At 69.3% G+C, this 13,647-nt stretch carries 14 protein-coding genes; 9 read left to right on the top strand and 5 right to left on the bottom strand.

From position 1 onward, the window contains the following. Window positions 1-22: 22 nt before the first annotated feature. Genes RAH39_RS03865 through RAH39_RS03875 form a run of 3 tightly spaced genes read right to left on the bottom strand, consistent with a single transcriptional unit; the run spans window position 23 to window position 3,084 of the window. The gene (locus RAH39_RS03865; RefSeq protein ID WP_306591487.1) at window positions 23-985 is read right to left on the bottom strand and encodes a DUF1573 domain-containing protein; all 963 of its coding nucleotides are present in this window, start codon (window positions 983-985) and stop codon (window positions 23-25) included. Window positions 986-1,012: 27 nt separating this feature from the next. After that, on the bottom strand, window positions 1,013-1,978 hold the full coding sequence (locus tag RAH39_RS03870; protein ID WP_306591488.1) for a glycosyltransferase family 9 protein: 966 nt from the start codon (window positions 1,976-1,978) through the stop codon (window positions 1,013-1,015). Continuing rightward, complete coding sequence (locus tag RAH39_RS03875; RefSeq protein ID WP_306591489.1) at window positions 1,969-3,084, bottom strand: glycosyltransferase family 4 protein; 1,116 nt, start codon at window positions 3,082-3,084, stop codon at window positions 1,969-1,971. Before RAH39_RS03875 ends, RAH39_RS03870 begins: the two co-directional genes overlap by 10 nt. A gap of 64 nt (window positions 3,085-3,148) precedes the next feature. Between RAH39_RS03875 and RAH39_RS03880 the strand changes: the two genes are divergently transcribed. The 9 genes from RAH39_RS03880 to RAH39_RS03920 all read left to right on the top strand — a co-directional run bounded on the left by RAH39_RS03880 (window position 3,149) and on the right by RAH39_RS03920 (window position 11,431). Continuing rightward, window positions 3,149-4,600: a sigma-54-dependent transcriptional regulator gene (locus RAH39_RS03880; protein ID WP_306591490.1), complete on the top strand. Its 1,452-nt coding sequence runs from the start codon at window positions 3,149-3,151 to the stop codon at window positions 4,598-4,600. Window positions 4,601-4,709: 109 nt separating this feature from the next. Further along, on the top strand, window positions 4,710-5,198 hold the full coding sequence (locus tag RAH39_RS03885; RefSeq protein ID WP_306591491.1) for a prepilin-type N-terminal cleavage/methylation domain-containing protein: 489 nt from the start codon (window positions 4,710-4,712) through the stop codon (window positions 5,196-5,198). After that, window positions 5,195-5,725 (top strand): YceD family protein, encoded by a 531-nt coding sequence (locus RAH39_RS03890; RefSeq protein WP_306591492.1) that lies wholly within the window; start codon window positions 5,195-5,197, stop codon window positions 5,723-5,725. The genes RAH39_RS03885 and RAH39_RS03890 overlap by 4 nt, the downstream gene beginning before the upstream one ends. A gap of 44 nt (window positions 5,726-5,769) precedes the next feature. Continuing rightward, the gene (gene rpmF / locus RAH39_RS03895; RefSeq protein ID WP_306591493.1) at window positions 5,770-5,955 is read left to right on the top strand and encodes a 50S ribosomal protein L32; all 186 of its coding nucleotides are present in this window, start codon (window positions 5,770-5,772) and stop codon (window positions 5,953-5,955) included. A 10-nt stretch (window positions 5,956-5,965) separates the two neighbouring features. Beyond that, window positions 5,966-6,991, top strand: coding sequence for a phosphate acyltransferase PlsX (plsX, locus tag RAH39_RS03900; protein ID WP_306591494.1), 1,026 nt, complete (start codon window positions 5,966-5,968; stop codon window positions 6,989-6,991). Between the two features lie 96 nt (window positions 6,992-7,087). Beyond that, window positions 7,088-8,026 carry an ACP S-malonyltransferase gene (gene fabD, locus RAH39_RS03905; protein WP_306591495.1) on the top strand — a complete coding sequence of 313 codons (939 nt, stop codon included), beginning with the start codon at window positions 7,088-7,090 and terminating at the stop codon, window positions 8,024-8,026. 153 nt (window positions 8,027-8,179) lie between these two features. Next, a complete protein-coding gene (locus tag RAH39_RS03910; protein ID WP_306591496.1) occupies window positions 8,180-9,970 on the top strand; it encodes a 2-oxoacid:acceptor oxidoreductase subunit alpha in 1,791 nt (596 codons plus the stop codon). 8 nt (window positions 9,971-9,978) lie between these two features. After that, window positions 9,979-10,866, top strand: coding sequence for a 2-oxoacid:ferredoxin oxidoreductase subunit beta (locus RAH39_RS03915; RefSeq protein WP_306591497.1), 888 nt, complete (start codon window positions 9,979-9,981; stop codon window positions 10,864-10,866). A gap of 40 nt (window positions 10,867-10,906) precedes the next feature. Then, window positions 10,907-11,431 carry a ferritin-like domain-containing protein gene (locus RAH39_RS03920; protein WP_306591498.1) on the top strand — a complete coding sequence of 175 codons (525 nt, stop codon included), beginning with the start codon at window positions 10,907-10,909 and terminating at the stop codon, window positions 11,429-11,431. 1 nt (window position 11,432) lies between these two features. On the opposite strand, the gene RAH39_RS03925 is transcribed toward RAH39_RS03920, so the two are convergent. Beyond that, window positions 11,433-11,813 (bottom strand): hypothetical protein, encoded by a 381-nt coding sequence (locus tag RAH39_RS03925; protein WP_306591499.1) that lies wholly within the window; start codon window positions 11,811-11,813, stop codon window positions 11,433-11,435. Window positions 11,814-12,075: 262 nt separating this feature from the next. Beyond that, the gene (locus RAH39_RS03930; RefSeq protein WP_306591500.1) at window positions 12,076-13,641 is read right to left on the bottom strand and encodes a DHA2 family efflux MFS transporter permease subunit; all 1,566 of its coding nucleotides are present in this window, start codon (window positions 13,639-13,641) and stop codon (window positions 12,076-12,078) included. Window positions 13,642-13,647 lie beyond the last annotated feature (6 nt).

The raw sequence follows: 13,647 nt of genomic DNA on the forward strand, positions 1-13,647 counted from the left end.
GCGGAGTCTTGACGGACTGTCGTTACTTCAACAGCACGGCCACGCGGACCGTCAATTCGGGCTGATCGGGATCGTCCGTGGTGAGGGACAGGAGCTCGCTGTAGCGCCCGGCCTTCAGCGTGGCGGGAACCACCACGGAGAGTTCGTGGTTCGCGGCGCGGGGCCCCATGCCTTCCACCTTCAGCCCGCTGAGGGAGGACCGGCTGCCCGTCACGCGGAAGGCGTGATCGTCCATCTGCTTCAGGACCAGCTTCTGCCGCAGTTCCTTCCCCGGCGCATCCTGGAAGACCAGTTCCACGGGTGAGGCCTGGATGGCGGGCTTCAGCTCCCATTGGATGTTGAGGGGAAGCTGGCCCACGCGGGCATTGGTGAAGCGGACGGTGGCCTGCTCCACGCCGCGCATGCGCCCGGCGGGGACCTTCTTCCCATCGAAGGCCACTTCCAGGACCACGTCCTTCCCTTCGGTCCGGGGGGTGAAGGTGAGGAAGGGCGCGCCGGGGGCCTTGGCGTCGATCAGCTGCACGGCCTCGCCGTTGCCACTGGCATAGCGGACCGTGCTGTGGGCCTGGCCCGATTTGGGCGCCTGGTGGAAGTAGACGGATTCCACCGATGGCATGATCTCCTGCACCACTTCCGCTTCGAGGGTGAGGTGGACCGTGGGGGTCTTGGGGTCGTTGCAGACCACTTCGATGGACTTCCGGACGCCGCCCCGGATGCCCTTGGGATCGAACACGGCTTCCAGATCCGTGCTCTCGCCGGGGGCCATGGACCACTTGCCGAGGACCGTGGCGGTGCACCCGCAACTCGGGCGGACCTGGCTGATGCTGAGGTAGGCGTTGCCGGTGTTGGTCACGCGGTACTTGGCTGCCACCTTGCGGTCCGGCGTGATCCGTCCGAGGGCCACGTGGGTCTTGTCGAAGCTGATGGCGGGCGCCTGGGCCACGAGGGAAACCGCAGCGCAGGCGAGGAAGAGACGTCGGACCATGGCGGGACCTCGGAGAGAGGTTCGATTCTACCCCGAGATGAGGGCGCGGAATTCGCTCCAGACCTGATCCGACCCCAGTTCTGCGAGACACGGGTGGCCGGGGACGAAGCAGTCGGGCTTGAAGCAGGGGGCGCAGAGAATACCCTCCCGCCGCAGCGCGCGGCTCTTGGGCCCCCAGGGCGTCGAGCCGCCGGGGTCCGTCGCGCCGTACAGGGCGAGGACGGGTGCCCCGCAAGCCGCGGCCAGGTGGCTGAGGCCCGAGTCGTTCCCCAGCGCCCCGGCGGAGCCCCGCAGCCAGGCAGCGGCCTCCTTGAGGGTCGTCCGCCCGCAGAGATCCAGCCCTTCGGCACCGGCCACGGCGGCGCAGGTGGCGGCTTCGTCCGGCGAACCCAAGACCGCCACGTCGAAACCCTCCGTGCGGGCCCTCAGCAGCAGCGCGCGGTAGTGCGCCACGGGCCAGGCCTTGGAGGGCCACGTGGAGCCCGGCATCAGACAGATGTAGGGGCCCGCCGGCCGGTCCACGGCCACCCCGGGATCGAAATCCGCGTACGGCATGGGCGGAAGGTCGGGCCAGCGTCGCTTCAGCACCGCGTGGTAGCGGAGGAGGAAGGGGCCGTCCGCTTCCCAGAACGGACCGCTGTGCGTATTGAAGAACCCCGCCAGGCTCTCGTCCACGCCGATGCGCTCGGGCACCCGTGCCAGCCACGCCGCCAGCGCCGGGCGCAGGGACTTGGGGAAGTGGATGCTGCGCGCCGCCCGGTGCCGCCGGAGGAGCTTCGCCATGGCCACGGGCCCAGGCTTGCCCTCGTCGGGCACCGCTGCGTCGCAGAACCAGGTGTCCGCCACCAGCCCCACCGCGGTCTTCGGCCCCCACACCACGAGCGGCCCGGCGTCGATTTCCCGCAGCAGCCGGAGAACGGGGAGCTGCATGGCGGCGTCGCCCACGAAGCGCGGGAAGCGAACCCACGTGGCACCGTTGGGAATCACAGCCACGGGGCAATTACCTCGCGGAACTTGGCCGCGGCATCGTAGTCCCGGGTGAGCGCGGTGCCGAAGGCGTGCGCCCGCGCCCGCTGGGCGTCCCAGGCCGCGGGATCGGCGAGGAGGGGCGCCAGCCGAGCCGCCGCCTCGCGCAACGCGGAATCCTCCACGGGCTTCCGGTCGTCGGTTTTCCGGAGCAGGAAGCCGCCGTCGCCGTCGCGCAGGATGGAGCCGATGCCCCCCACGGGCGGCGCCAGGACGGGGACGCCCCGTTCCAGGGCTTCGATCAGGGCGAGGGGGAAGAAGCCCTCGTTGCGGCTGGTCATCACGTAGAGGTCCAGGGCCGCGAAGGCGTCGCCCAGATCGGGAAGGGCGCCCAGGCGACGGGTCCGCTCGCGCAAGGGGGAGCCCTCCAGAGCGGCCTGGAGCGCGGCGGCGGTCTTATGTTCTTCGCGCCCGGCGAACAGCAGGGCGGGAGCGGAGCCCGTCCTCGCCAGGGCTTCGGCGAACCGCAGGACGGCGACCGGATCCTTGCGCCCGTCGATCTGGCCCACGTAGCCCACCAGGGGGCCGTCCGGAGGAAGGCCGAGGCGCGCGCGGGCGGCGCGGCGGGTTTCAGCGTCCATCGGCTGGGCCTCGGGCCGGGGATAGAGGGGGTGGATGATGGCGCAGGGCGCAGGACTCAGGTGCTCGCGCACGGCGGCGGTGAAATCGTAGGTGCAGATCCAGCGGTCCACCAGTTCCCGGATTCCCCGGTACTTCCGGAGGTGGCGCTCGTAGTGCTCGTGGAGGGTGACCGCGGTGGGGATGCGCCGGCCCAGCCGGGCGAGCCAGGGCAGGGCGCGCTGGACGCCCTTGTGGTTGCACACGACCAGGGCGTCCGGCCGCGCGCGCAGCAGCCACGCGAACGCTCCGAAGGCCCCGGGGATGTGCCGCACGTCGCCCACGTTGGGGTTCCGCGTCCGCAGCTCGGCTTCGATGTCCCGCCGTCCCGGTTCCTTCCGGAAGAGCACCGACACCCGGACGGGCAGTCCGCGCAGGGCCGCGACCTGCTCCAGGAGCACCCGCTCGCCTCCCCCGAAGGACAGCTTCCGGTGGGCGAACACGATGTGCTTCACGGGACTCCAGGAAAGGGTTCAAGATGAGGATAACTGACTCAACGCGTCACTTGCCCAGGGTGCCATGTCCCTCACCTCGACCCAACGGATCCTGCTGGTGGAGGACGAACCCGGCCTTCGGGAGGTGCTTACTCTGGCCCTGGAGGGCGCGGGATTCCGCTGCGAGGCGGTGGCGGGGCTGAAGGACGCGCGGCAGGCGTTGGGAGAAGCGGCCTTCGACGGCGTCCTGTCCGACCTGAAGCTGAAGGACGGCTCGGGGATCGAACTGCTCGGCTGGATGAAGGAGCAGGCTCTTGAGACGCCGGTGGTGATCATGACCGCCTACGCCACGACGGAGACCACCGTCGAAGCCCTGAATCTCGGCGCCGTGGACTTCATCACCAAGCCCTTCCGCCATGAGGACCTCATCGCCACGCTGCAGGGGCTCCTCGCCGCCGCGGGGCCGGAGGCGCCCCCGCCCCAGGATCTGGGCGAGCTGGTGGGCGTGGGGCCGGTGATGCGCAAGATCAACGCCCTGATCGGGAAGGTCTCCCGCGCCGACACCACGGTCCTGCTCACCGGCGAGAGCGGCACGGGCAAGGAGGTGGTGGCCCGGCTGATCCACCGCTATTCCGACCGGGCCCGGGGTCCCTTCGTGGCCGTGAACTGCGGAGCCCTTCCGGAAGCGCTGCTGGAGAGCGAGCTGTTCGGGTTCGAGAAGGGGGCCTTCACCGGCGCCAGCGCCACCAAGCGCGGGCTGTTCGAGGAGGCCGGCGGCGGAATCCTGTTCCTCGATGAGATTGGCGAGATGCCGCCGGCCCTCCAGGTGAAGCTGCTCCGCGTCCTCCAGGAGCGCCGCCTGCGGCGCTTGGGCGCCACGGACGAGCGCCCCGTGGACGTGCGGGTCATCGCCGCCACCAACCGCGACCTGCGGGCCCGGGCCGAGGCGGGGGCCTTCCGGGAGGACCTCTACTACCGCCTGAACATCCTCCAGATCGAGATGCCTCCTCTCCGGGAGCGGCTCGAGGATCTGCCTGTCCTCGCCGAGCACTTCCTCCGCCGCTTCTGCCGGAAGCTGGGGAAGCCCCCCATGCCCCTCCATCCCGAGACCATGGCCGTCCTGGCCGCCCATCGCTTCCCGGGGAACGTCCGGGAGCTGGAGAACCTGATGGAGCGCTGCGTGGCCCTCAATCCCGGCGGCCCCATCACCCGTGACCTGCTTCCCGAGGGACTGGGCGCCCTTCCAGTGGAGGCGGGGGAGCGGAGCGCTCCGCTGGGTATTCCGCCGGAGGGATTCGACCTGGAGGCGTGGCTCACCGCTCTGAAGGGGTATTTCCTCCGCCGCGCGCTGGAAGACGTGGGCGGGGTGAAGACCAAGGCCGGCCGGCGGCTGGGGATGGGCTTCCGGGCCTACCGCTATTGGCTCGCGGAACTGGGGGGCCTCGACGCCCTGCCGGGAGCTTTCCCGTGGCCCGCCGAGTTCCCGCCGCAGGCGGTGGACGAGGGCGGAGGGACCGAGCCCTCGCGGGATCCGTGATGCGCCCGTCGGCGCGTCCCATGCGCCTCAAACCTTGCTTTTCCGGCCATTCCTGGCACACTGGAACGCTCGGGCGCCCCGCGTCCGGGCCCTTTCTGGGGACCCTCCCATGACCTTCCTGACCGCCCGCCGCACGACCCGGGGCTTCTCGCTGCTCGAGCTCCTGGTGGCGCTGATGATCATCGCCATCATCAGCACCCTCGGCTTCAAGAAGTACCAGAACTTCAGCGCCCAGGCCCGCTACGTGAAGGCCCAGGACGACCTCAAGACGGTCGCCGAGGGCCTGGACCAGTACTACCTCAAGCACGCCCGCTACCCGGATTTCGGCAGCTTCGACGCCATGGTGGACGGCAACTCCCCCCTGGTGAAGGAGAACCTGATCAAGGTCGGGATGAGCCCCCTCGATCCCTTCAAGCAGCCGTACGAAGGGAAGTCCAGTCGCGGGGTCTATGAGCTGAAGAGCGCCGGGGATCCTGACCGGCAGGACGAATTCGGGCCCATCACCCGCACGCCGAGCCAGGGCCAGGTGCTCGGCGGATCCGCCGGCGAAGGCACGCCCAAGAGCGAAGCGCCCGCCGCCTCCGGAGCCCCCAAGTGATCGATCTCCACAAGCTGCCCGCCGAGGGGCTCCGCCTGCAGGGCGCCACGGAATCCCTGGCGCTGGAAGGCGGCGTGTCGCTGACGGACGCGACCTGGAGCGTCTTCGCCCTTCCTTCGAACGGCGACGTGTTCCTCGACGTCAAGGGCAAAGCCGTGTGGCAGGGCGCCTGCAGCCGCTGCCTCGCCCCCCTCGACTTGCCTCTTTCAGTAGAAAGTCAGTTCCTGGGGAGCAAGGACGCGGATCTGGTGGCCCGCGGATCGCACACGCTCGGGTCCCAGGATCTGGACGTGGTGTTCCTCCCGGAGGACGCCCTCGACGAGGCGGAGCTGGTGCGGGAGCAGTTCGAGCTGCACGCCCCCATGCATCCCCTGTGCGCCGAGGACTGCAAGGGCCTCTGTCCCACCTGCGGCAAGAACTGGAACAAGGGGCCCTGCCAGTGCCCGTCCGATTCGGGGCGGTCCTCCGTCCTCAACCAGGCCCTCGCGAAGGCCCTGGCGGGAATCAAGCTGGACCCGCAGTCCTGAAACCCTTAACCTGGAACTTTGTGTTCTGTCCCTAGGAGCTAGTCATGCCGAATCCCAAGCGCCGCCATTCCAAGGCCCGCCGCGACCGCCGGCGCACGCACGATTCGCTGGAAGCCATGAGCGCCAGCACCTGCCCCAACTGCCAGACCCCCAAGCTGCCCCACCGCGTGTGCCCCAGCTGCGGCTTCTACCGCGGCAAGCAGGCCATCCGCGTCGCCGAGTCGGTCTAAGGGCCGGCCGGTGGACGGCCATCGCATCGCACTGGACGTCATGGGGGGCGATCACGCGCCCCATGCCACTTTGCAGGGTGCCCGGGAGGCTCTTGAGGCCTGGCCTGGGCTCTTCCTGTTCCTGGTGGGGGACGAGGCGGTTCTGCGCCCGCAATTGGCGCGGCACGGCTTCACGCCCGCGCTGATGGCGCGCGCGGAGGTGGTGCACGCCTCCCAGACGGTGGTCATGGAAGACAAGGCCACCAGCATTCTCAAAGAGAAGAAGGAAAGCTCCATCCGCGTGGCCGCCCAGCTGGTCCGCGAGGGGCGCGCCCACGGCGTCGTCTCCATGGGGCATACGGGCGCCGCGATGGTCGCCTCCAGCCTCGTCATCGGGAAGCTCGACGGCGTGGACCGGCCGGCCCTGGCCAGCGTTCTGCCGAACATGACCGGGGAACCCACCGTCCTGCTGGACGTGGGCGCCAACGTGGACTGCCGCGCGGAGCACATCGCCCAGTTCGCCGTGATGGGTTCCGTCTACGCCGAGGAAGTCCTGGGGCTGGAACGGCCCCGCGTGGGCATCCTCAGCGTCGGGGAAGAGGACGGCAAGGGCACGGACGTGACCAAGGACGCCTCCGCCATGCTGCGGCAGATGGAGATCCGGTTCGAAGGCAACGCCGAAGGCCGGGACATCTGGAACGGCAATTTCGACGTCATCGCCTGCGACGGGTTCGTGGGCAACGTCGTGCTGAAATCGAGCGAGGCTCTGGCGGAAGGCATCCTCGCCGGCCTCCGCGACAGCTTCATGGAAGGCGCGGTCACCAAGCTGGCCGGCCTTCTGGCCAAGCCCGCCATGAAGCGGTTCAAGAAGAAGCTCGACTACGCGGAGTACGGCGGCGCGCCGCTGCTGGGCGTCAAGGGCGTGAGCATCATCGGCCACGGCCGCAGCGACGCCAAGGCCGTCCGCAACGCCATCCGCGCCGCCCTCCGAGCCGCGGAGCACCGCCTCCACGAGCGCATCCAGGAGCGCGTCGCGCTGCTGCTTCCGCAGGACTGAATCCTTCCCGCCGCGGATGAACGCAGATGGACACGGATGGGTTTTTCATCCGCGTTCATCCGTGTTTATCTGTGGCTGATTGTTGCGGGGGTCGAGATGAGCAAGGTGGCGTGGCTGTTTCCGGGGCAGGGATCGCAGGCGGTGGGGATGGGCGTTGCCTTGGCCCAAGCCGAGCCCGCCGCTCGGGCGGCGCTGGCCGAGGCCGATGAGGCCCTGGGATTTCCGCTATCCCGGCTGATGGCGGAGGGGCCGGAAGAGACCCTGAAGCTGACGGAGCACACTCAGCCCGCCATCCTCACGCACAGCACGATGGTGGTCCGCGCCTGGGGCGCCCGGCTGCCGCAGCCCGACTTCGCCGCGGGGCATTCCCTGGGCGAGTACAGCGCCCTCGTCGCCCTGGGGGCGCTGGATTTCCGCGACGCCGTGCGCACGGTGCGCGAGCGGGGCCGCGCCATGCAGGAGGCCGTGCCCGTGGGCGTGGGCGCCATGGCGGCGCTGCTCGGGATGAGCCTCGCCGACGTGGAGGCCAGCTGTGCCGAGGCCGCCGCGGCGACGGGCAAGGTGGTGGTCCCCGCCAACTTCAACGGCCCCGGCCAGATCGTCATCGCGGGCCATGCGGAAGCGGTGGACGCGGCCCTGGAGGCGGCGAAGGCGCGAGGGGGCCGCAAGGCGGTGAAGCTGCCGGTGAGCGCGCCCTTCCATTCGCCTCTGATGGAGCCCGCGAAGGCGCGCATGGAGCCGGTGCTCCGCGCCCTGGCTTTCCACGCGCCCCTCTGCCCGCTCGTGAACAATGTGGACGCGGCGGCGGTGACCGCGCCCGAGGCCCTGCGGGACGGCCTCGTGCGTCAGATCCCGGGCGCCGTGCGCTGGCAGGCCATCCTGGAGCTGCTGCTCGATGAGGGCGTCACCACGTTCGTCGAACTGGGACCGGGGAAGGTGCTCGCCGGGTTGGCGAAGCGTCAAGCCAAGGAGCGGAACGTCGAGGTCTCGACCCTCAGCTTGGGGGCTCCCGAAGACTTGTCGCAGCTCAGCTAAATCCGCGCTGCCACGCTTTTCCGCCGGGAAGGTGTGATGAAAAGCAAGGCCCACCGCGAGTAGGGTGAAGCGAAGGCCCACGTCTTCACAGCGTGCGGCGGCGGAGGTCCGATGGGCATCCGGTCGCTGCCAACCCTCTCCCCCGAGGTGCCCATGCGCAAGGATCTTGTCTTCGGAATGGCCGGTTCAGGAGGGGACGGCATCGTCTCCGCCGGCGAATCCCTTCTGCAGGCCGCGGCAGCCGAGGGCTACCACGGCGTGATGACCAAGAGTTTCGGCTCCCAGATCCGGGGCGGCGAATCCTCCTGCCGCGTCCGCATCAGCACCGAGCCCATCCTGAATCCCGGCGGCAACCTGGACGTGGCCGTGGCCCTCAACTGGGAGGACTTCCTCCGGTTCGGCGCCGAGCTGCCCGTGAGCGGCACGACCGTGGTGATCTACGAGGCCGCCACCGGCGTGCCGGAAAGCCAGATCCCGCTGGTGGGCGTGACGCCCCTGCAGGTGATCGCGGTGCCCATCGCGGAGATGGCGAAGGCCACCGCCGGCACCGAGCGCGCCAAGAACACCGTGGTCCTCGGCGTCATCGCCGGATGGTTCGGAATCGGCGGCGAGGCCGTGATGGCCGGGATCAAGAAGAAGCTGGCCAAGAAGGGCGAGGAGCTGGTGGCGGCCAATCAGCGCGCGTTCGACGCGGGCTTCACCTTCGCCCAGGAGCATCCGCTCAAGGCGGACATGACCGTGGTGCCCTCCACCGCGAAGGGCGCGCCCAAGCTCCTGACCGACGGCAACGACATGTGCGCCGCGGCGGCCATCTTCGCGGGCTGCCAGTTCTTCGGCGGCTACCCCATCACGCCGTCCACCGAGATCATGCAGTTCTTCACCAACCACGTCTGGAAGTACGGTGGCGCCGTGCTCCAGGCCGAGGACGAGATCGCCGGCATCGGCGCCGCGGTGGGCGCGTCCTTCGCCGGCAAGAAGTCCATGACCGCCACCAGCGGCCCCGGCCTCTCCCTGAAGTCCGAGATGATGGGCCTCGCCAGCATCGCGGAACTGCCCCTCGTCATCGTGGACGTGCAGCGCGGCGGCCCTTCCACGGGCCTGCCCACCAAGACCGAGCAGTCCGACCTGTTCGCGGCGGCCTTCTCCGCCCACGGCGACGTGATCCGGCCCGTGCTCGCCCCCACCTCCGTGGCCGACACCTTCCGGATCACCGTGGAGGCCTTCAACATCGCCGAGCGCTACCAGACGCCGGTGATCGTCCTCTCCGACCAGGAGATCTCCCAGCGCAAGGAGACCCTGGATCCCATCGACACCAGCGGGTTCAAGGTGGAGGAGCGGCTGCGCCCCACCGCCGCGGATCTCCAGGACTACAAGCGCTTCAAGCAGACCGAGAACCACATCAGCCCCATCAGCCATCCTGGGATGCCCGGCGGCGCCTACCTGGCGGCGGGCATCGAGCACACGGAATCCGGCTCCCCCACCAACAGCGGGACGGTCCACCAGCGGATGAACGACAAGCGCACGAAGAAGTTCGATCCGCTCAAGGAGCGGAAGGACCTCTTCGAGGTCACGGGCAACCCCGACGCGCCGCTGGCCCTGGTGGCCTGGGGCAGCGTGGCCGGCGTCTGTCGCGAGGCCCTCCGGATGGCGCAGGAACAGGGCCTGGACGTGAAGCTGCTGGTGCCCTACCTGCTCTATCCCGTGGCCGAGCAGACCTACCGCGAATTCTTCGCGTCGGTCCAGAAGGGGCTCATCGTCGAGCAGTCCCACCTGGCGCAGACCTTCAAGGTCCTCCGGATGCACCTGGACCTGCCCAAGGGCGTGCAGTCCCTGGCCCGCAGCGGCGCGAACCCCTTCCTGCCCGGCGAGATCGTCGCGGCCCTCCACCATCTCCTCGCGGAGCTGCAGCGCAGCCACGAGGGCAGCCTCCAGCCCCAGGAGTGAGGTCCACCATGAGCGCCACCATGACCACCGCCTCCGAATTCCAAGCGAAGGACTACAAGAGCGACCTCAAGCCGATCTGGTGCCCCGGCTGCGGCGACTACTCCGTGGTGCAGGGCATCTACCGCGCCCTGGCCGCCATCGGCCGCGCGCCTCACGAGATCGCGTTCATCTCGGGCATCGGCTGCTCCAGCCGCATTCCTGGCTACACCACGGCCTACGGGTTCAATACGGTCCACGGCCGGGCGCTGCCCATCGCCCAGGGAATCAAGCTGGCCAACCCGGATCTGCTGGTGTTGGCGGCGGGCGGCGACGGCGACGGGTTCTCCATCGGCGGCGGCCACATCGCCCACTTGATCCGCCGCAACATCGACATCACCTACATCGTGATGGACAACCAGATCTACGGCCTCACCAAGGGCCAGCTCTCGCCCACCTCCCAGAAGGGCCGGATCACCTGCACCTCCCGCTACGGCAGCCTGGAGGAGCCCGTGAATCCGCTCCTCTACGTCCTGGCCTACGGCGCGGGCTTCGTGGCCCAGGCTTCGCCCACGGATCTGGCGGGGATGTCCGCCGTCATCGAGGAGGCCATCCGCTACCCCGGCTTCGCCTTCGTGAACGTCCAGTCCCCCTGCGTCACCTACGGCGAGGAGGCCCAGCAGATCAAGGGCCTCAAGGCCATCAGCGAGAGCCTCGCGGCCCTGGGCCACGATCCCTCGAACCGACTGGCGGCCATGGATCTCGCCCAGCACTACGGCGAGAAGATGCACTTGGGCGTGCTCTACCGGAACCCCGAGCCGCCGCCCACCTACGACGCGATGGTGCGCGAGCGCCAGGCCGAACTCTCCAAGGACGCGCCGTCCCGGGAGCGGATCCTGGATCTCTTCATCAAGAAGTGACCGCCTTCTCCACTTTTCCACCCCACCCGGGAGGGCCGCCATGGCCACGCGCGGAATCGACTTTGCGAACCTGAGCTTGATCGAGGCCCTCGATCTCGCCGTTCTCATCGAAGCGGAGGCCGAGGAACGCTACCAGGAGTTCGCGGCCCAGATGGACCAGCACCGCACGCCGGACGCGGCCCGCTTCTTCCGCCTGATGGCGGTGAACGAGGCCAAGCACGGCCGCGACCTGGCCGAGCGGCGGACGCAGCGCTTCGGCGACGCCCCTCCCACCGCCACGCGGGCCATGATCTTTGACGTGGAGGCGCCGGACTACGACGCCGCCCGCGCCTTCATGACGCCCAGGCAGGCCATGAAGGCCGCGCTGGCCTCGGAAGTGAAGGCCTACGCCTTCTTCGTGGCCGCGCTTCCCGCCATCCAGGACGCCGAAGTCCGCGCCCTGTTCGAGGAACTGCGGGACGAGGAGATCGAGCACCAGGACCTAGTGAAGGCGGAGCTGGCCAAGCTGCCGCCGGACAGCGGCCTGTCCGACGAGGACTTCGTCGACGAGCCCGCTGCCCAGTAGGTCACCGCGCCGGCCTTCTCCACAGGTCGAGGAGCACCACTGTTCCCAGGACGAGATAGGCGGCGGCCAGCAGCCCGACCGCCGTCCACGTCCATGCAAGATGACCCGGCCGCAACTCCGCCTGGATGAGGTCGAACAGCACCGCCGCCGCGCCCGCCGCGAGGAGGATGCGGCGGCCTCGCCAGGTCGTGCGGCGGAGGTAGCCCGCGCCCGCCGCCAGGAAGACCAGGGGGAAAAGGGCGAAGTGCACGCCCCGCGCACCGAGGGCGGCATAGACGTCGATGCCCGTGGTTTCCAGCGCCAGCGGGCGCAGGTCCTCGAACGCGGTGAGCCGCGGAGGCTGGCCGCCCTCGCCATGGCACGCGGCGCAGTTGCGGGCCACCACGGCCTCCACGGGAGCGTAGGCCTCCCGCGGCGCCGCCTTCGACCCAGCTCCGGAAGACGGCCACTTCCGCAGGGCTGGCGTGGGGGGCCATCACCCCTTCCACGACGGCGATCAGGCGCGACTGGCCGGACTTCGCCGGCCGGTCCGGCTTCAGGACGAAGCCCAGGCCGCCGGCTAAAAGGGCTCCGAGCGCCAGGATCGCCGCGGTGGCGAACAGGCGCTCGGAGAGGGGCAGGGTCCGCAGGCTCACGGCACCCCGCTAATCGATGGGCACGTCGCCGGTGGCCCGGCTGCCCCGCATGAGGAACAGCAGCGGGAAGAGGACGAAGCACATCATCCCCATGAACCAGAACGTGTCCGAGAAGGCCATCATGCTCGACTGCTTGAGCACGGTGCCGTAGACGCTGCCCTGGGCCATGTGGGCCGCGTCCGCGGGAGACAGGCCGCCGCGGAGGACGCCCATCTGGGCCGCGCGGTCCAGGAAGCCCTGGTAGGCGGGATCGCCGGGCGTCAGGTGGCCCATCAGGTTGGCCTGATGGACCTGGGCCCGCCGCGCCAGCATGGTGGTGGCCAGGGCGATCCCGGTGCTGCCGCCGATGTTGCGCACCAGGTTCATGAGGCCCGCGGCGTGGCTGGTCTTCTCCGGAGGGATGTGCTGGAAGGCGGAGACGTTGATGGGGATGAACAGGAAGGCGAAGCCCAGGCTCTGGACGACGCGGGACCACATCGCCGTCTGGAAATCCACCTGGAGGTTGAACCCGGCCATCTGGATCAGCCCCAGCCCGCAGGCGAAGAACCCGATCCCGATGAGCCACCGCGTGTCCACTTTCTTCAGGAGCAGCGCCACCACGGGCATCATCAGCATGATGGCCAAGCCGCCCGGACTCAGCACCCAGCCGCTGAGGAGGGCCGTGTAGCCCAGCAGGGTCTGGAGGAAGATGGGCAGGAGCGCCAGGCTGCCGTAGAGCACGAAGCCCAGGACGAACAGCATCAGGATGGCCACCGCGAACGTGCGGTCCTTCAGCAGGCGGAAGTCCACGATGGGCCGGGCCTTCCGCAATTCGTAGAGAACGGCGAAGACCAGCGCCACCGCCGCCGTGATGGCGAAGAAGACGATGAAATTAGAACTGAACCAATCCTTGCGCTGGCCTTCGTCGAGGACGATCTCCAGCGAGGCGAGGCCCAGGGTGAGGATCCCGATTCCCAGGTAGTCGAACCGCGCGCCCTCCTTGAGGGAGATGCGGTGGAACGTCGGCGGGTCCTGCACCAGCGAGCTGGTGAGCGTGAAGGACAGGAAGCCCACGGGGATGTTGATGAGGAAGATCCAGTGCCAGCTGAAGTTGTCCGTCAGCCAGCCGCCGAGCACGGGGCCGATGATGGGCGCGAGCACCACGCCCATCCCGTAGACGGCCATGGCGGCGCCGCGTTTCTCGTGCGGGAAGGTCTCCACCAGGATGGCCTGGGAGATGGGCTGGAGGCCGCCGCCGCCGAGGCCCTGGAGCACGCGGAAGAAGATCAGCCAGCCCAGCGACGGCGCGATCCCGCAGAGGAACGACGCCACCGTGAACACGGTCACGCAGGTGAGGTAGAACCGCTTCCGGCCGATGAGGCTGGAGAAGTAGCCGCCGAGGGGCAGCACGACGGCGTTCGCCACCAGGTACGACGTCAGCACCCAGGTGGTCTCCTCCACCGTGGCCGACAGGTCCCCCGCGATGTGCGGAAGGGCCACGTTGGCCACACTGGTGTCGAGGACCTCCATGAAGGTCGCGATCATCACCGTAAGGGCGATGACCCAGGGATTGATGGTGCGATGGGAGGAGGTCACTGGGCG

This window comes from Geothrix sp. 21YS21S-4, from assembly GCF_030845995.1.
Classification (GTDB): Bacteria; Acidobacteriota; Holophagae; order Holophagales; family Holophagaceae; genus Geothrix.